We start from the raw sequence: 17,243 nt of genomic DNA on the forward strand, positions 1-17,243 counted from the left end.
AAACGAAGCCGGATCGAAGTTGGCACTGGCGCGATTCATGATAGCCTGAGTGTCACGTCCGTTGCGTTCACGGGCCGGCGCCCGAAACGCGGCGGCGTGCTTCGCCTTTTACAGCGATGCGCCCCACCTGTGAAGCATTCTTGCGTGCGCGCGCAGGCGTGTCAATGGCTTGCGGCGTACGTCCTCAGCGCATTGTCGCGTTGCAGCACCTTTTTTTGAATGCGCGTTTGCCCCGATGTTTATCGTCATTCTGGGTTGGCTTTATGTCATTGCGATGGTCGCCATCACCGCGCCGTCCGCATGGCTGGGGATCATGATGTTCCTCGGCGGTGGCGTGGCGCCCGTCGCCCTCTGGCTTTACATCGCGGGAAGCCGCATCCGGCGCTCCCGCGCGATGCGACGCTCTGACGCGGACGGTGGTGCACTCACGCCGTCCGCGTCCGACGCCGACGCCGTCCCGCCCGGAGCCCGCCCCACAGCGGGCACTTCGCCGGAGCGCGATCTCAGTTAGTACGCCAGACGAGCGCGGCCATGCGACCGGTCATGCGGTCGCGGCGATAGGAGTAGAAGCGAGACGGTTCCGCGACAGTGCACCATTTGCCACCCGACACGCTCGTGACGCCTTCGCGCGCGAGCCGCAGACGCGCCAGCGCGCAAAGATCCGCCATCGACTTGCCGATGCCCGGGTCGCCATGCGCAACGAAGGCGGCCCGAGTGGCCTCCCGCTCCTGAGGCGAAGCCGCGGCAAGGAACGCCTCGCGCACCTCGGGGCCCACCTCGAACGCGGCCGGGCCGATGCACGGCCCCAGCCACGCGATGACGGACGCGTCCGCATCGTCCCGCGGCAGGCGAGCGCGCAGTGCCCGCACCGTCTCCTCGATCACCCCAGCGCAAAGTCCACGCCAGCCTGCATGGGCGGCGGCGACAGCGCGTCCCTGGACATCGCACAGCAACACGGGCAGACAATCCGCCACCATCACGATACTGGCCAGACCGACGGCGCTCGTCGCGCTGGCATCCGCTTGCAACGGCTCGCCGGCGTTCAAGGCGTCGAGTGCAGCGCCGGCGTCGACCACGCGGGGACCGTGAACCTGCGCCACAAACGCCGACGGCACACCCGTGCGAGCGGCCAGCAACTCACGGTTGGTGCGCACGGCATCGGGATCGTCGTCCGCCTTGTAACCCAGGTTGAACGTGGCCTGCGGGCCCTGGCTCACTCCGCCCGCGCGGGTGGTGAATACGGCACGGACATTTGCGGGGGCCGGCCAGTCGGGCACGATCCAGTCCGCGGGCATCGGAGCTGGCTCAGTCGGGAAAGAAGTCATCGAGCGAGTCGGGGAGCGTTGAGAAGTCGAATTCGAGCCCGAGCGCGACCATGAGTTCACGCATGTCGTCGGGCAACGGCGCCTGCCAGTGCATGGCCCGTCCGTCTTCGGGGTGAATCAGTCCGAGCCGCCAGGCGTGCAGTGCCTGCCGAGCGAAACCGTCCGGCAAGGTCGGTCGCTTGTGGCGAGGCTTGTATAACGGGTCGCCCAGCAACGAATGCCCGAGGTGCGAGAGATGCACGCGAATCTGGTGCGTCCGCCCAGTGTCCAGCGAACAGAGCACGAGCGACACCGGGGAGCCGCCCCATTCGGTACTGGCAACGGTGACGACGCGGGTGCGCGCCGGTTTGCCGCCCTGCCCCTGCACGACCGCCATGCGGGTGCGCTCGCGAGGGTCGCGCCCGATGGGCGCGTCCACGACAGTGCGTTGCGGCGCGCGCCCCCACACCAGCGCGGCATAGTGACGCTTGACCGTGCGCGCCTGCAACTGCCGCACCAGATCGGTCTGTGCCACCAGCGTGCGGGCCACGACCATCAGGCCCGAGGTTTCCTTGTCCAGTCGATGCACGATTCCCGCGCGCGGCAGGTCCGCCGCCGCCTGGCCATAGCGATGCAGCAGGCCGTTGAGCAGCGTGCCAGACCAATTGCCCGCGGCCGGATGCACGACCAGCCCCGGCGGCTTGTCGAAGACCGCGAGCGTCGCGTCTTCGTACACTGCATCGAGCGGCACCGGCTCCGGCGCAAACGCGAGTTGTTCCGGCAACGCGGCGGGGGTGATGCAGACGGCTTCGCCGCCCGCCACCTTCTGGCGTACCTTCGCCGTCTCGCCGTCGAGCGTCACGCGGCCGCCTTCGACCCACGCCTGCAGGCGGCTTCGGGAATATTCAGGAAAGCACTGCGCGAGCGCCTTGTCGAGTCGCTCGCCGGCGACCGACTCGGGCAGGATGGCGCGCAGCGGCTCGCCGCACGGGGCGCCGCCGGGCATGGCTGTCCCCGGGGATTGTCCTGCGGCAAGGGTGGCATCGGGGGCGCCTGGAAAAGCGTCGGGAAGCGAGTCGAGGTCGTCATCAGACGAATCCTCCGCAATTTCCGTGGCAAATGAGGCGGTTACGCTATAATCCGGCAGAATTGATCGGGTCATCGAGAAGTGAAGCCAACGAGCATGCAAGCCCTGAAACTTGTCAAACAACTGATGCTGGCCGCAGTCGTGGTCGGCGGCGTGGCCGCCTGCGGCATTTTGCCGGAGAAAGTCGACGAAACGGCCGGCTGGTCGACGAACAAATTATACTCGGAAGCCAAGGACAGCTTCGATAGCGGCGACTACACGAAGGCCGCGAAATACTACGAGTTGCTCGAAGGCCGCGACCCGTTCGGCCCGCATGCCCAGCAAGCGCAAATCAACACGGCCTACTCCTATTACAAGGACAACGAGCCGGCACAGGCGCTCACCGCCGTCGATCGCTTCATCCGGTTGCATCCGGACAGCCCCTCGATCGATTACGCCTATTACCTCAAGGGTCTGATCAACTTCAACGACGACCTGGGTCTGTTCGGCCGCTTTTCCGGTCAGGATCTGAGCGAGCGCGACCCGAAGGCCCTGCGCGCGGCCTACGACAGCTTCAAGTATCTGGTCGAGCACTATCCGAACAGCAAGTACGCGAACGACGCGGCCCTGCGCATGCGCTATGCCGTCAATGCGATGGCAGCCCATGAGGTTCACGCCGCCGAGTACTACTATCGCCGCGGCGCCTATCTCGCCGCCGTGAACCGGGCGCAGAGCGCACTCAAGGAATACGACAAGGCACCGGCGCTCGAAGACGCGCTCGGCATCATGATCAAGTCGTACGACAAGCTCGGCATGACCGAACTGCGCGACGACGCCCGCCGCGTGATGGAGAAGACCTATCCGAACAGCGGCTACCTGACGGTCGGCCATCGCACCGACACGAGCGGCGACAAGAAATCCTGGTGGCAAATCTGGCGCTGAACAGGCGAGTGCCAGTACGCTGCTCAGAAAAAAGCCAGACCCTCGGGTCTGGCTTTTTTTATGCGCTATCGCGACGACTCAGCCGTTCGCGCCAGCGGCGATCTCGTCAAAGAATCCGCGCACGATCGGTAGCTCCCGGGTCCGCTTGAACGGCGGCAGACTTTGCCAGATTCGGCGCCCGTACGGCTTGTCGACCAGACGCGGATCACAAATCATCAACACGCCGCGATCCCCCTCGGAACGGATCAGTCGCCCCGCACCCTGCTTGAGCGTAATGACCGCCTGCGGCAACTGATGCACCGCGAACGGACTGAGCCCCTTCTTGGTCAACGCATCCAGACGCGCGGCCAGCACGGGATCGTCGGGGGGAGCGAAGGGCAGCTTGTCGATGATGACCAGCGACAATGCCTCGCCGCGCACGTCCACCCCCTCCCAGAAGCTCTGACTGCCGACGAGCACCGCGTTGCCGAGCGCGCGAAAACGATCGAGCAATTCGGTTCGGCTCGCGTCGCCCTGCACGAGCAACGGATACGTCCAGCCGCGCCGCTCGAATTCATCTCGCAGACGCTCCGCCGCACGATTCACGGCGCGCAGCGTCGTACACAGAACGAACGCGCGCCCACCGCTCACCTCGAGCACTGGCAAGGCAGCGTCGAGCACGGCGTCGGTAAAGCCGGGCGCGGACGGCTGTGGCAGGCCGCGCGGCACGTATAGCAGACTTTGGTTCGGATAGTCGAACGGACTGGCGAGCGTGAGCGATTTGCCTGCATCCAGCCCCAATTGCGCCGCATAGTGCATGAAATTGCCCTTCACCGACAACGTCGCCGACGTGAAGATCCACGCCCGCGGCGCGCCCGCGCGCTGCTTGGCGAAAATGGGAGCGATCGATAGCGGCGTCTGATGCAGTTGAACGGCCTGGGAAAACACCTCAATCCAGCGAACAGTTTCCGGGGGCGTATACGGCTTCGGCTCACCGCCCTCGCCTTGCCCCGCCTCAGCTTGCTGCGCTGCCTTCGCTTCGACAGCGACGCGAGCCGCCTCCGCCTCACGTGCCTTGGCGGCCTTCTCGCGTTTGCCGTCGGTCACGCGCGGCGCCTCGGGATCCAGCAGCGGCAACGGCGTGTCGCCTGGCGTGGGTGGCGTCACCCCCATCTGCCATCGCTCGAGTTGCTGATGCAGTTCCACGGCGCGGCGCGCGCATGCCCCCAGCGCTTCGGCCCGTTCGGCCTGGTGCTGGAGCGTCTCGATCATGTCCTGCAGGGCGAGATCCACCGCATCGAGCGCACCGAACAGTTCGTGATCGTCCGCAAGTTGCGCCACCGACATGCGCGCGTTGTCCTGCCCGAACGTCAGGCGCACGTCGCGCGCGGCACGCTCGAGACCGGCGCCGAGCTTGACCCAGTCGGCCGCGTCTCGTGCATGGATCAGGCCCTCGGCCACGCAGTCGCGGGCCAGCTCCAGCAACTGTCCCGTCGAAACCGTTTCTCCGAAGAAGAGCGTTGCGGTTTCGGGCAACTGGTGGGCTTCGTCGAAGATCACCGTGTTCGCGCTGGGCAACAACTCGGCCATCCCCGTGTCGCGCAGCATCACATCGGCGAAGAACAGGTGATGATTCACCACGACGATGTCCGCCTGCTGCGCTTCCTTGCGCGCCTGCATCACGAAGCAGTCCTTGTAGCGCGGACACTCCTGACCGAGGCAGTTGTCGCGTGTGGACGTGACCTGCGCCCAGATCGGAGAATTCTCCGGCACCGACGCCAGTTCGGCCTTGTCGCCGCTGTGCGTGATCTGCGCGAACGTGGTGATCTCACGCAGTTGCGCCGCTTCGTGACGTGACGCGAAACGGCCTTCCTGCTGCGCACGTTCCAGGTAATAGTGGCAGAGGTAATTCGCCCGCCCCTTGAGCATGGCCACGGTGACCGGCACGGCGAGCGCCTTGCGAACGGTCGGAATGTCGCGCGCGAAGATCTGATCCTGCAGGTGCTTGGTCCCGGTCGAGATGATCGTCTTGCCGCCCCACAACATGGCGGGCACGAGATAGGCATAGGTCTTTCCCGTGCCCGTGCCTGCCTCGGCAATCAGCGTATCGTGCGTGTCCATGGCGGCTGCGACAGCGCGCGCCATTTCGGTCTGCGGCTCACGCGGACGGTAGCCGTCGATCGCGCGCGCAAGCATGCCGCCCTCGCCGAATATCTCCTGCAACTCGCGCTCGCGCTTGGCGGCGAGCGGCTTGAGTCCATGAAAGTTGGGCGCGTCGGTGCTCGGAGAAACGTCAGGGGAATCGCTGGATGCGGCGGAATCGGTCAAAACGGCTCAAAAACTCAAAGGCGCCGCGAATCGCTACAGCGGGATTCGCGACGCCGGCAATGGAAAAAATGGCGCTAACGTCAGGGCAGTCGCCTCGAGCGCCGCACAGGCGCCCCGCTTACGCGGGTTGGTCCGGCATCTGCTGCACTTGCAGCAACGTGATCGTGTCCTTGATCTTCAGGCGTCGCTTCTTGAGCCGGGTGACCTGAAGTTCGTCGTACGCGGGCTCCGTCAGCAACTTGTCGATCAGGTAGTCCAGATCGCGGTGTTCGATCTGCAACTCGATGATGCGGCGTCCAATGGAGTGAAGATCGTGCTGCATCGTGGCAACTCTCCTGCAACTCTCGAATGATTCCCGTCATGGCCAATGACGTCATGCCCCGAAGGCCGGTCGGCAACCTCGCGCCGCCTTGCCGCGTCTGCGGCGTGGGGCGCCGGCGCCAACAGCTTACTGTCCTTGCAGCGCCTTCTGTGCCGGCGTACTTCCCGACTGCGACTCTTTGCGACGCTCGTCCGACTTCTTCTGACGCTCGATCGCTTCCTGTTGCTTCAGGTTGTACTTGCGCACGTTCTCTTCGCGCTCGGCCGCCTTTTGCGCCGCCGTCGCCTTGGCATCATCGAGCTTCTGCTGTTGCTCGGCCTGCTTGGCATTGTACTGCTCGGCGTTTGCCGCACGCTGCGGTGCCTGCCCCGTTCGCTCGGTCACGCGCTGCTGGTATTCGGCCTGCTTCGTCTGATAATCCTGGACGTTCTTCGCGCGCTCGGCCGCGCGTTGCGGCGCTTCGGCCTCCGTTTGTGCGCGCTTTTCGGCCAGACGGGCGTCGCGCTCCTCGGCGCGCGCCTTGCGCTCCTGGTCTTCGAGCACCAGACGCTGGCTGCGCAGCGCGCGGAGCGCCTCGCGTTGTTCGTCGCGCGCATTGTCGATGCAATAGTTCACGAAGAACTTCGAGGCGCATTCGTACTTCGCCTCGTCGAACCGGTAATCGATCCAGGCACGCTGGCGATCCAGCAAGGCGCGTCGACCGGCAAAATCATCGGCGGCGGGATGCAGGTCGAGTTGATCGTCGTAGGCTACCGGCTTGTCGTCTTCGGCCTGGGCCGCGGCCGCCTTGCTGGCCGACGCGGGCACGCGATCGGCGGTCGCATCGAACGGCACTTGCGGCACGCGCAGCTGCGACGACGTTCGCCCTGCGGCCTCGGTGGCCGAAAGCCCTTGCGCTAACGACGCGCCAGGCACGACGGCCGCGGCCGCCACGAGGCCGAACACGGCGGCAACGACACGCGACGCGTGTCGCTCACGATGCGAAGTCAGGCGCGGAAACAATTTTGCGAAAGAAATCATGAGGTTGAGCAGAGTGATGCCAAATTTTAGCATTGCCCGCCCGGACGCGCCCGCGGTTTATGGCAAAATGCCCCGCTCCTGGCACTTGGGTAAATCGCAACACTCATGACGCAAAACGTAGCCCTTCAGATCGTTCAACGCATCGCCGACGAACTCAGCGTGCAGCCGCGTCAGGTCGCCGCCGCCGTGCAACTGCTGGACGAAGGCGCCACCGTGCCCTTCATTGCGCGCTACCGCAAGGAAGTGACCGGCAACCTAGACGACACGCAGTTGCGCACGCTGGAAGAGCGCCTGCTTTATCTGCGCGAGCTCGAGGAGCGCCGTGCGTCGATCCTCGCGAGCATCGACGAGCAAGGCAAGCTGACCGACGAACTGCGCACCGCCATCGAGGCGGCCGATACCAAGCAGACGCTCGAAGATCTCTATCTTCCCTACAAGCCGAAGCGCCGCACCCGGGCGCAGATCGCCCGCGAAGCCGGCCTCGAGCCGCTCGCCCAGGCCCTGCTCGCCGACCCGACGCTCGATCCGCAAGCCGAGGCTGCCAAATTCGTCGACGCCGAAAAGGGCGTGGCGGACGTCAAGGCCGCCCTCGACGGCGCCCGCGACATCCTCTCGGAGCAGTTCGGCGAGACGGCCGAACTGCTCGGCAAGCTGCGCGACTATCTGTGGAATCAGGGCGTCGTGTCCTCCAAGGTCGTCGAAGGCAAGGAGAGCGAGGAAGGCGAGAAATTCCGCGATTACTACGACTATGCAGAGCCGATTGCCGCCGTGCCATCGCACCGTGCGCTAGCACTTTTCCGTGGACGAAATCTCGGCATCCTGATGGTCAAGTTGGGCCTTGGCGAAGAACTCGATGCGCAGGTCCCGCACCCGTGCGAGGGCGTGATCGCCGGCCATTTCGGCATTCGCCAACAGAACCGCGCCGCCGACAAGTGGCTGGCCGACGTGTGCCGCTGGTGCTGGCGTGTGAAGGTGCAGCCGCACCTCGAATCGGAACTGCTCACGCAAATGCGCGAGACTGCCGAGAGCGAGGCCATTCGCGTGTTCGCGCGCAACCTCAAGGCGCTGCTGCTGGCCGCGCCGGCCGGCCAGAAGGGCGTGATCGGCCTCGACCCGGGCCTGCGCACCGGTGTGAAGGTGGCCGTGGTCGACGCGACCGGCAAGCTCCTCGGCACCGACACGATCTACCCGCATGAGCCGCGCCGGGATTGGGACGGCTCGCTTGCCCGCCTGTCGAAGATCGCCGCCGCGACCGGCGCCGAGCTCGTCAGCATCGGCAACGGCACGGCGTCGCGCGAGACCGACAAGCTGGCGCTGGAACTGATCAAGCGCCACCCCGAGCTCAAGCTGCAGAAGATCGTGGTCTCGGAAGCCGGGGCTTCGGTCTATTCCGCGTCCGAATTCGCCGCGAAGGAATTCCCGGAACTCGACGTGTCGCTGCGTGGCGCCGTGTCGATCGCTCGTCGCCTGCAAGATCCGCTGGCCGAGCTTGTGAAGATCGAGCCGAAGGCCATCGGCGTGGGGCAGTACCAGCACGACGTGAACCAGCGTGAACTGGCCCGTATGCTCGATGCCGTGGTGGAAGACTGCGTGAACGCCGTGGGCGTGGACGTGAACACCGCGTCGGTGCCCCTGCTCGCGCGCGTGTCGGGCCTGAACAGCACGCTCGCCAAGAATATCGTCGACTTCCGCGACAGCAACGGGCCGTTCCCGAACCGCGAGGCACTCAAGAAGGTGCCGCGCCTGGGCGACAAGACGTTCGAGCAGGCCGCCGGCTTCCTGCGCGTGAACGGCGGCGACAATCCGCTCGATCGCTCGTCGGTGCACCCGGAAGCCTACCCGGTCGTCGAGCGCATTCTCGCGAAGATCAAGAAGTCGATCGGCGACGTGATGGGCAACGGCTCGGTGGTGCGCAGCGTCTCGGCCAACGAGTTCGTCGATGAGCGCTTCGGCCTGCCGACCGTCAAGGACATCCTGACCGAACTCGAGAAGCCGGGTCGCGATCCGCGCCCCGAATTCAAGACGGCCACGTTCCAGGAGGGCGTCGAAAAGCTGACCGATCTCAAGCCCGGCATGCAGCTCGAAGGCGTGGTCACGAACGTGGCGGCCTTCGGCGCGTTCATCGACATCGGCGTGCATCAGGACGGCCTGGTACACGTGTCGGCAATGTCGACGAAGTTCATCAAGGACCCGCACGAGGTCGTCAAGGCAGGCGACATCGTGAAGGTGAAGGTGCTCGAAGTCGACCCGCGCCGTCAGCGCATCTCGCTCACCATGCGCCTGAACGACGACCTCCCGGTGGCTGGCGCGAGCGATCGCCCGGGCAACGGCGGCGGCGCACGCGGCGGTAATGGCGGCGGCGGCCATCGCGGCGGCGGTGGCGCGCGTCAGCGCGAGCCGGAAACGGTCAGCGCCATGGCAGCCGCTTTCGCCAAGCTCAAGCGCTGAGCCGTGTGACAAGCACGACGTGCGGCAGTCGATGCCGCACCACGAAGCAAGCACGAAAACCGCCGTCTCGCGACGGCGGTTTTTTTTCGTCGATTCCTTGCGCCCGAACCGAAGGTGCAAAAAAAAGCCGGCGGAGCCCTCGCTCCACCGGCGGCATTCGATGCTGCGCGCGGCGTATTACGCCGGCCGCATCCTTCGCATCAGATCTCGATCTTGGTGCCCAGCTCCACCACGCGGTTAGCCGGAATGCTGAAAAAGTCGGTCGGCTTGGCCGCATTCTGATGCATCCAGGCGAACAGGCGCTCGCGCCAGATGGACATTCCCGGCAGCTTCGTCGGCACCACGGTCTCGCGTGCAAGGAAGAACGACGTATCCATCAGCTCGAAATGCATGTCGGTCTTCTCTTCGAGCAGATGCAGCACCTCCTTCACGTCGGGGGTCTCGTTGAAGCCGAAGGTGGCAACCACGCTGAACAGCCCGCCGGTGTGGTCCTTGACCTCGATACGGGTCGAATCTTCCACGTACGGCACGTCGACGGTACGGAAGGTGAGGAAGATCGTGCGTTCGTGAAGGATCCGGTTGTGCTTGAGGTTATGGAGCAGGCTCACCGGCACGAGCGAATTGCCGCCGGTCAGGTAAATGGCCGTGCCTGCCACACGATGCGGCGGATGCGCCAGCAGACCCTGCAGGAACGGGCCGAGCGGGATACCGTCGGCGGCGGTGCGTTCGCGCAGCAACTGACGTCCCTTGTGCCACGTCATGAGCATGAAGAACAGGAACGCGCCCAGTGCCAGCGGCAACCATCCGCCCTCTTCCACCTTGATCAGGTTGGCGCCGAAGAACGCAAAGTCGACGACCAGGAAACCGGTGATGACCAGCGCGACGAGCAACTTGTTCCAGTTCCAGACCTTCACCATGACGACGCAGGCCAGCACGGTGGTGATCACCATGGTCGTGGTCACGGCGATACCGTAGGCCGCCGCCAGATTGCTCGACGACTTGAACGCCAGCACGATCCAGATGATGACCAGCAGCAGTGCCCAATTGATCACCGGCATGTAGATCTGCCCGATCTCGCGATCGGAAGTGTGCAGGATTTTCATGCGGGGCACATAACCGAGCTGAATGGCCTGGCTCGTGAGCGAGAACGCCCCGGAAATCACCGCCTGCGACGCAATCACGGTCGCCGCAGTCGCGACGATCACCAGCGGGATGAGCGCCCAGTCCGGCGCCATCAGAAAGAACGGATTCTCGATGGCCTTGGGGTTCGTCAGCAACAGCGCACCCTGACCGAAATAGTTCAATGCCAGCGCGGGAAACACCAGGAACGACCAGGCGAAGCGAATCGGACGAATGCCGAAGTGCCCCATGTCGGCGTACAGGGCTTCCGCGCCCGTGAGCACCAGGAACACGGAGCCGAGCACGATATACGCCTGCAGCGCGTGCGTGTGGATGAAATGAATGCCGTAGTACGGATTGATCGCCTTGATGATCTCCGGCGCGGCCGCGATGTGGTAGACGCCGAGCACGCCGAGAATCACGAACCACGTCACCATCACCGGCCCGAACAGGCGGCCGACCTTGGCCGTGCCGGACTTCTGCATCGAAAACAGGACGATCAGAATGACGATCGTGATGGGAAGCACAAAGCGCGAAAGCGACGGCGCGGCAATCTCCAGGCCTTCGACGGCCGACATCACCGAAATGGCGGGGGTAATCACCGCGTCCCCGTAGAACATGCAGGCGCCGAACATACCGAGCATCATGAGCACCGCGGCCCATTTGCTCCCCGCTCGCACACTGCGCAGGCTGAGTGCCATGAGGGCCAGCACGCCGCCTTCGCCACGGTTGTCCGCCCGCATCACGAACAGCACGTACTTCAGGGAGACGACGATCACCAGTGCCCAGAACAGCAGCGAGATGATGCCGAACACGGCTTGTTGATTAAACGGAATGCCGTGCTGCGGATCGAAACATTCCTTGAGCGCATAGAGCGGGCTGGTGCCGATATCGCCGAAGACCACGCCGATGGCCGCCACCATGAGCGCAGGCATGGCCTGGGGGCGGTGCCCCTGTCGTATGTTTTGCGTCATAAGGTTTGGGTAATCGCTTTATTGCGCTGCACAAAATGGGCGCTATTCTAACTGGGCGCCGGCTCCCTCGCCAGTCCGGACAGGTGCGGATTTCCGGAGGTATGGCGCGACATGCCCAGCTAGGATAATTCGCGCGGCGCCCCATGACCAGTGCGGCACGCCAAGGGTTTTACCGCGTCTCGGCGGCGCAGGACCGCGCGGGAAGTCCCGCTTTTCGAGTTGCAAATGCGCGACATATCCCAGGTATGCGCGATTCGTGTGTCGACAGTCCCCGCAAATGGGTGTACCGGACACGAAAAAGCCGCCCGAAGGCGGCGATTCTTTTGCTGCCACGCACCCATGCCCCGCCGGGCGGCTTCGTCAGCACGCCGCCTCAGGCGAAGCGGCGGCACCCCAGGGGAATCAGTGACAATCAGCGACGACGGGCCGGCTTGCGCGTACCGGCACCCTTGACCGAGCGCACGAGATCGGAATCGGCGCTGTTCTGGGCGGCTTCGAGCGAGCGGATCTGCCCCTGGAGGTCCGTCAGGCGAATGCGGGCCGCATTGCGTTCCGTTTCCAGCGCCGAGGCCTGCTCACGCACGGCCTGTTGATTCTGGGCCAGGGCCTGTTCCTGCTGGCGCTGAATGGCCAGATCGTTCTGCACGGCGTTCAGCCGCGCTTCGCTTTCGGCCAACTGGCGCTCCATCATGGCACGCTGCGCTTCGAGCTTGATGCGGCGGATTTCCACATCGGCGAGCACTTGCGTCTGGCGCACGAAGTCGGCGTAAAGCGATTCGGCCTTCTTCTCGTTGTTCAGCTTGACGGCACGCCAGAACTGCCCTTCGTGAAACAGGGCGACGTAGTAACCCATCGTCTGCGGATAGAACAACAGGCTTGCCCCGTAGCGGCCGTTGTAAGTGGTGCGAAGTTCGGTGACTTCCTTGTTCTGAATGCGGTCGCGCAATTCCTGAATGGTCCCGGATGCGGCGGCCGGCGCGGTGGTCTGCGAAGGCGCAGCGGCCGCAGCAGGCGCAGCCAGTTGCGAAGGCGTTGCGCCGGTGACATCCTTGACCGCTTCAGCGGCGCCTGCCGACGTTCCCCACGCTGCCAGGCATGCCACCCCCACGCCTAACCAAAACCGCCCCCGGCAATCACTGATTTTCATCTGATCTGTTTTCCTGTTATCGACTGGATCGTTGGTCGACCCTTATTCGTCGCATTCATTCGCCACCCCGGACTCCGTCCCGAGGATCTGAGACCTGCGTATTTGCTGAATGATAACCGCACGCCCGCAACAGCCGCCAATTCTATCCATTGCAGGGCGCTCTTCCAAGCAGGGAATGCTGAATTGTGCAGGTGCAATTTCAATTGTTGATACCGCGCAACTCCGGGGGCCGCGCGGGTTCCTGCGAGCGGAACCTGCTTGTCGGAAAAATCCCGTCACAAGCCGACATCTTGCGCACTTGCCCACGCAAGCCGCGGAAAACACCTCGTACCGCGCCCTGCCCGCCTACCCCTCGTACTCGCTGGCCAATTCCGAGTCGTTGCCGAGGATTTGATATTTGCGCATCTTTTCCCACAGTACCTTGCGACTGATGCCCAGCGCGTTGGCGGTGTCCTGACGGCGCCAGCCGTTGGCGTCGAGCGCCGCCACGATACGGGCGCGTTCGGCGGCGTCCCAGCGAGCGCGATCGGACAGCGCGCCGGCACGCGCCGTATCGTCGCCACGCGTGGCCGGGCTGATCGTCAGCGCATCGAAGATTGGCCGGATGCGACGCTCGTCCCAGCCGCCGAGTTGCCGGTAAATGATGCCGACGCGCTCGGCGATATTGCGCATCTCGCGCACGTTGCCGGGAAATACGCCGCCTTCGACCAGTTCGCGAAGCCACCCGGGCACCTGCGCCGCGACGTCGCCATCGCCATCGCCATCGCCGCCGAGCTTGCCGACGACCTTGTCCAGGTACGCCGTGAACACCGCCAGCTTGTCGATGGGGCCGCGCTCCTCGAGGCTCGGGATATGCAACTCGATTACCGCGAGCCGATAGAACAGATCGGCGCGGAACAGCTCGTCGCGCACCATCGACTTGAGATTCTTGTTGGTCGCCGCCACCAGACGGAAATCGAGCTTGACCGGCTGTGCGGAGCCCAGACGCGTGACGGCGCTGTCTTCAAGCACGCGCAAGAGCTTGACCTGCTGATAAAGCGGCAGGTCGCCGATTTCGTCGAGAAAGAGCGTGCCGTCGTTGGCCTGCTCGAAATAGCCCTTGTGCGAATAGAGCGCGCCGGTGAACGCGCCCTTGGCGTGGCCGAAGAAGTGCGACTCGAAGAGTCCGTCCGGGATCGCGCCACAGTTCACCGCCACGAACGGTCCCTGCCCATAGTGACTGTGCTTGTCGTGCAGCAGGCGCGCAATGCGCTCCTTGCCCACGCCGGTCTCGCCGTGAATGAGGACGTTGGAATCGCAATCGGCGAACGCATCGACCTCGGCGAGCAGTCCGAGCATGGCGCTCGATCGGGCGACGAGCGGATCGGTGGGCGCGGGTGCGCGGTCGGCCTCGGCAATGGCGCCCGAGAGCTTGAAGATGAGCGTGCGCAGCTCGGCGCCCGTGAAGTCGAGCGTGAGGATGTTGCTGTACTCGGGCGGATAAACGCGCGGATCGTTCTCGCGCGGCGACGTGGCTACCCAGATCACCGGCATGCCGTGACCGAGCTGCCACTCCTGCGGGTTGGTCGAGGCGCCCTCGATGACCGACACGCTGACCACGGCAATGGAAGGCCGCGCCTTGGTGCGCTCGCGCGACAGGTCGATCCCGTCTGCGCGAATGACTTCCATGTCGAAGCTCGCGAGGCAATGCGCCACCCGGTCGGCAATGTCCGACTTGCCTTCCCAAACATACACGTCGAGGTCTTCACGTACTGGCTTGCTTTTCATGCTGATCCGCGTTTTTCCGAACGCGCCCGGCGCCCGGCATGATGAAGTTCCGTAGTCCGGCCCGATGCCGAATCCGGGTCAGGGCAGCGTTCGTGATCCATCGGCCATTGTCGTCGCGCTGCCCTAGTACACGAGCTGAACCAGGCCGTTCTGACAGTTGATGCTGTCGACGGTCACCGTCGTGGTGCCGATCGTGATACCAAGCGCCGACAACGCGCTGTTGATCAGGTCGCTCAACGGCGAGAGCAGCGGGTTGAGCAGCGTGTAGAGCACGCTCGTCAGCACTGGCGTGAGGTTGCTCGTGCTGACGATGTTGTTGCTGTTGATGTACTGTGCGCGACAGCTCGTCGGGTTGCCGCTCAGGCTGCAACCGGTGTCGGCCAGCGTGGTGACGACGTTGCCGAGCAGCCCCCCCAGAAGACTCCCGACCGTATTGACCAAACCGGTGATCGTGCCACTCAGGCCGCCCACAATCGATCCGACATTCAGCGTGAGCACGCCGCCCAGCGTCGTGTTCAGGCTGTTGAGCGTCGCTTGCAGGTTCGACGCCGCCGTATTCAGGTAATTGTTCACGGTCGTGATGCCCAATCCTGCATTGGGGACGACGCCGAGCAGCCCGTTGGTGACATTGCTCAGACTGGCGCCCGGGGAATTGCCGATCGGCTGCGTGCCCACATCGACCGTGAGGCCACCGAGCAGCGCCCCCACGATCTGGCTCAGGTTCACCGTCGAGCCGACCGGCCCCCAGGTTTGCGGAAACGGGCCGGTAAAGGTCTTGGTCGGCGCCGGCGTGGTACTGGTCACGAGCGAGGCACTGACCTTGCCGTTGACCGTGATCGCCCCGAGCAGCGTGGCGATCGGCACACGGTTGCTCAGCACCGTCGTGCAACTGGCAGTGCTCGTGTTCTGCACGCTGCCGGACGCGTCCGACCCGACGCACAGATTCACGAGTCCCGAGGTCTCCTGAAGTGTTGCCGAAGGGGTTGCACCGCATTGCAGGGCCGTCACGGTCGCCGTCGACTGGGCGAGCTCGACCGTGAGCGGCAGGGTCAGGCTGGTGCCGGCGATATTGAGCACGCCGCCCAGCAAGCCGTTGGCCTGCGTATTGATCTGGAGAAACAGGCGCACCTGCGCCGTGCTCGCCGTGGCGCCCACGCCGCCGATGCCCAACTGCGGCGGCGAGATGATGCTGGCCTTCGCGCTCACGGTATTGGGTTTGCCGAGAATCGACAGGGACGGGATCGAGATCGCGCTCGTGCCACTGCCGCCGATGATCGCCGTCGAGATCAGATCCATCACATTCACGTTGGCCGTCAGCGCGTTGGCGGCGCTCACCCCCGCCATGTCGATGTTGGCGAACACACCCGGCGTGGTCGCGGTGCCGAAGAGATTCACCGGCAGGCTCAGCGCGTTCGAACCCGCCAGCGCGCTCACCACGCCATTGAGCGCCGTGACCGATGCCGAGAGCGCACCGCTTTGGGCGGCGAGCGCCGTTTGGGTGGCGCTGAGCAATGTACCCACCGTGAGATTCTTGACGGTCGCCAGCCCCTGCAGCGACGCGACCGTGACGTCGCCGGTAATCGGCACGCCCAGCGCCTGCAGCAGGCCACTCGGGGTGATCGTCGTGCCCACGAGCTGCTGTCCGTTGGCGATATAGGCCGAGGCATTCACGCCGAGCGACGTGAGCAACGGGCCGAGCACCGAGTTGCCCGTATTGAGCGCGAGCAAACCGGAGTCCACGGTGAACGTCACCACCGCCGGCGCCTTGCGCGCCGTTGCCGTGGCGGTGATCGTGCGGGTGCCGGCCAATTGGAAAAACGACGGCACCTGCTGGAATAACGTGACCGAGACCGCATTGCCGGTCGACGCGTTCGCCGACGTGGCCGTCACGAAGGTGCCCGGGCCGCTGGCCGTCGCCGCGGGCGAGGTCCAGAAACCGCACGCCGAGGTCACCTGCAAGTCGGTCGCGTTGCTCCCCATGTTGGCATTGACGTTGTTCTGCACGGCGGTGGCATACGACGTTGCGTTGTTGCACCCGGGCAGTGTCTGCGCGCCGGCCAGCGCGGCCATGTCGGCGGCGCGCTGCAGATCGCGTCGCTTCATGAACGCGAAGCCCGCGTCGATGGCGACCGCGAGAATCATCACCACGATCACGAAGACGAAGGCGAGGATCGGCACCGATCCGCGCTGCCGCCTGCCGGGCGGCACCGCACGATCCGTTGAGCGCACAGGCGCACGCACTGTCATGACAGCTCACTGGCTCGCGCCAGCCCCGGTCGCCGTTGCGGCCCCGCCACCGCCGCTCCCACCGCCGGCGCCGTTGTTTTGCACCACGGCCGAAAAGAACTCCGGAATCGGGTAGGCGAAGCTGTCGAGGTAACGCTTGTACGCCCGCGTGGTCGTCGCGCCGAGCATGGGTAAGCCGGGGCCAGCGGCCATGCCGCTCGCCTGCAATGCCAGCAAGGCCTGCGTTTCATCGCCAAGCATGCCGTCGGCAGCATGTTCGCCCACGCGCAGCGGGGTCGTGCGGCGAACGACATTGGCCGGGATGGGCGAAGGCTGCGACGCGGCGGCCGCGGCCGTCGTCGCGGCGCCTGGCATACCGGTCGTTGTCATTGTCGGCGCCGTCTGCGGCCGCGCGACCGGCGCAGGCTGCGCCTGAGCCGGCGCCACCGTGCGAGCGTCCACGCCGCCCATGGTCCCCGTAATCGGCGGATTGATTTGCGCGGCGGCAGCGCCCGCCCATAGCGCGAACATCGTCACCGCAATCCGCCTTGCCGGGGGCGGACGGATACCCGATGCGCATTGTGATGTCTGAACAGCCATG

General features: G+C 65.0%; 13 protein-coding genes. 3 read left to right on the forward strand and 10 right to left on the reverse strand.

Features of this window, described 5'->3' with window-relative positions; genetic code table 11:
• The first annotated feature begins 235 nt into the window (after nt 1-235).
• Nucleotides 236-511, forward strand: coding sequence for a hypothetical protein (locus PMO31116_RS02825; protein ID WP_150565357.1), 276 nt, complete (start codon nt 236-238; stop codon nt 509-511).
• Here PMO31116_RS02825 and pgeF read toward each other — a convergent pair.
• Nucleotides 504-1,325 carry a peptidoglycan editing factor PgeF gene (pgeF, locus tag PMO31116_RS02830; protein WP_246185108.1) on the reverse strand — a complete coding sequence of 274 codons (822 nt, stop codon included), beginning with the start codon at nt 1,323-1,325 and terminating at the stop codon, nt 504-506. The two genes, PMO31116_RS02825 and pgeF, sit on opposite strands and share 8 nt — an antisense overlap.
• Nucleotides 1,306-2,466 (reverse strand): RluA family pseudouridine synthase, encoded by a 1,161-nt coding sequence (locus tag PMO31116_RS02835; protein ID WP_174970770.1) that lies wholly within the window; start codon nt 2,464-2,466, stop codon nt 1,306-1,308. Before PMO31116_RS02835 ends, pgeF begins: the two co-directional genes overlap by 20 nt.
• Nucleotides 2,467-2,487: 21 nt before the next feature.
• Here PMO31116_RS02835 and PMO31116_RS02840 point away from each other — a divergent pair, with 21 nt between their 5' ends.
• Nucleotides 2,488-3,312, forward strand: a complete 825-nt coding sequence (locus tag PMO31116_RS02840; protein WP_150565359.1) for an outer membrane protein assembly factor BamD — start codon at nt 2,488-2,490, stop codon at nt 3,310-3,312.
• Between the two features lie 78 nt (nt 3,313-3,390).
• On the opposite strand, the gene PMO31116_RS02845 is transcribed toward PMO31116_RS02840, so the two are convergent.
• The 3 genes from PMO31116_RS02845 to PMO31116_RS02855 all read right to left on the reverse strand — a co-directional run bounded on the left by PMO31116_RS02845 (nt 3,391) and on the right by PMO31116_RS02855 (nt 6,961).
• Nucleotides 3,391-5,619, reverse strand: coding sequence for an ATP-dependent DNA helicase (locus PMO31116_RS02845; RefSeq protein WP_150565360.1), 2,229 nt, complete (start codon nt 5,617-5,619; stop codon nt 3,391-3,393).
• 118 nt (nt 5,620-5,737) lie between these two features.
• Nucleotides 5,738-5,941 carry a YdcH family protein gene (locus tag PMO31116_RS02850; RefSeq protein WP_023595663.1) on the reverse strand — a complete coding sequence of 68 codons (204 nt, stop codon included), beginning with the start codon at nt 5,939-5,941 and terminating at the stop codon, nt 5,738-5,740.
• 126 nt (nt 5,942-6,067) lie between these two features.
• Nucleotides 6,068-6,961, reverse strand: coding sequence for a hypothetical protein (locus PMO31116_RS02855; RefSeq protein WP_150565361.1), 894 nt, complete (start codon nt 6,959-6,961; stop codon nt 6,068-6,070).
• Between the two features lie 105 nt (nt 6,962-7,066).
• On the opposite strand from PMO31116_RS02855, the gene PMO31116_RS02860 reads away from it, so the two are divergent.
• On the forward strand, nt 7,067-9,409 hold the full coding sequence (locus PMO31116_RS02860; protein ID WP_150565362.1) for a Tex family protein: 2,343 nt from the start codon (nt 7,067-7,069) through the stop codon (nt 9,407-9,409).
• 200 nt (nt 9,410-9,609) lie between these two features.
• Here the strand turns inward: PMO31116_RS02860 and PMO31116_RS02865 are convergent, their stop codons facing one another.
• The 5 genes from PMO31116_RS02865 to PMO31116_RS02885 all read right to left on the reverse strand — a co-directional run bounded on the left by PMO31116_RS02865 (nt 9,610) and on the right by PMO31116_RS02885 (nt 17,242).
• Nucleotides 9,610-11,502, reverse strand: coding sequence for a potassium transporter Kup (locus PMO31116_RS02865; protein WP_174970773.1), 1,893 nt, complete (start codon nt 11,500-11,502; stop codon nt 9,610-9,612).
• Between the two features lie 412 nt (nt 11,503-11,914).
• Nucleotides 11,915-12,649, reverse strand: coding sequence for a DUF2968 domain-containing protein (locus tag PMO31116_RS02870; protein WP_150565363.1), 735 nt, complete (start codon nt 12,647-12,649; stop codon nt 11,915-11,917).
• A gap of 345 nt (nt 12,650-12,994) precedes the next feature.
• Nucleotides 12,995-14,416 carry a sigma 54-interacting transcriptional regulator gene (locus tag PMO31116_RS02875; RefSeq protein WP_150565364.1) on the reverse strand — a complete coding sequence of 474 codons (1,422 nt, stop codon included), beginning with the start codon at nt 14,414-14,416 and terminating at the stop codon, nt 12,995-12,997.
• 123 nt (nt 14,417-14,539) lie between these two features.
• On the reverse strand, nt 14,540-16,663 hold the full coding sequence (locus PMO31116_RS02880) for a pilus assembly protein TadG-related protein (RefSeq protein WP_150565365.1): 2,124 nt from the start codon (nt 16,661-16,663) through the stop codon (nt 14,540-14,542).
• Between the two features lie 6 nt (nt 16,664-16,669).
• Entirely contained in the window at nt 16,670-17,242 is a 573-nt protein-coding gene (locus PMO31116_RS02885; protein ID WP_246185109.1) for a DUF3613 domain-containing protein, read from the reverse strand.
• Between the last annotated feature and the right edge of the window lies 1 nt (nt 17,243).

Origin of the sequence: Pandoraea morbifera, from assembly GCF_902459575.1 — a bacterium.
In the GTDB taxonomy this organism is placed as follows: Bacteria; Pseudomonadota; Gammaproteobacteria; order Burkholderiales; family Burkholderiaceae; genus Pandoraea; species Pandoraea morbifera.

Coding starts and splice junctions, on each gene's coding strand:
- PMO31116_RS02825 (WP_150565357.1), top strand. CDS start 236: ATGTTTATCGTCATTCTGGGTTGGCTTTATGTCATTGCGATGGTCGCC.
- pgeF (WP_246185108.1), bottom strand. CDS start 1,325: ATGACTTCTTTCCCGACTGAGCCAGCTCCGATGCCCGCGGACTGGATC.
- PMO31116_RS02835 (WP_174970770.1), bottom strand. CDS start 2,466: ATGACCCGATCAATTCTGCCGGATTATAGCGTAACCGCCTCATTTGCC.
- PMO31116_RS02840 (WP_150565359.1), top strand. CDS start 2,488: ATGCAAGCCCTGAAACTTGTCAAACAACTGATGCTGGCCGCAGTCGTG.
- PMO31116_RS02850 (WP_023595663.1), bottom strand. CDS start 5,941: ATGCAGCACGATCTTCACTCCATTGGACGCCGCATCATCGAGTTGCAG.
- PMO31116_RS02855 (WP_150565361.1), bottom strand. CDS start 6,961: ATGATTTCTTTCGCAAAATTGTTTCCGCGCCTGACTTCGCATCGTGAG.
- PMO31116_RS02860 (WP_150565362.1), top strand. CDS start 7,067: ATGACGCAAAACGTAGCCCTTCAGATCGTTCAACGCATCGCCGACGAA.
- PMO31116_RS02865 (WP_174970773.1), bottom strand. CDS start 11,502: ATGACGCAAAACATACGACAGGGGCACCGCCCCCAGGCCATGCCTGCG.
- PMO31116_RS02870 (WP_150565363.1), bottom strand. CDS start 12,649: ATGAAAATCAGTGATTGCCGGGGGCGGTTTTGGTTAGGCGTGGGGGTG.
- PMO31116_RS02875 (WP_150565364.1), bottom strand. CDS start 14,416: ATGAAAAGCAAGCCAGTACGTGAAGACCTCGACGTGTATGTTTGGGAA.
- PMO31116_RS02880 (WP_150565365.1), bottom strand. CDS start 16,663: ATGACAGTGCGTGCGCCTGTGCGCTCAACGGATCGTGCGGTGCCGCCC.
- PMO31116_RS02885 (WP_246185109.1), bottom strand. CDS start 17,242: ATGGCTGTTCAGACATCACAATGCGCATCGGGTATCCGTCCGCCCCCG.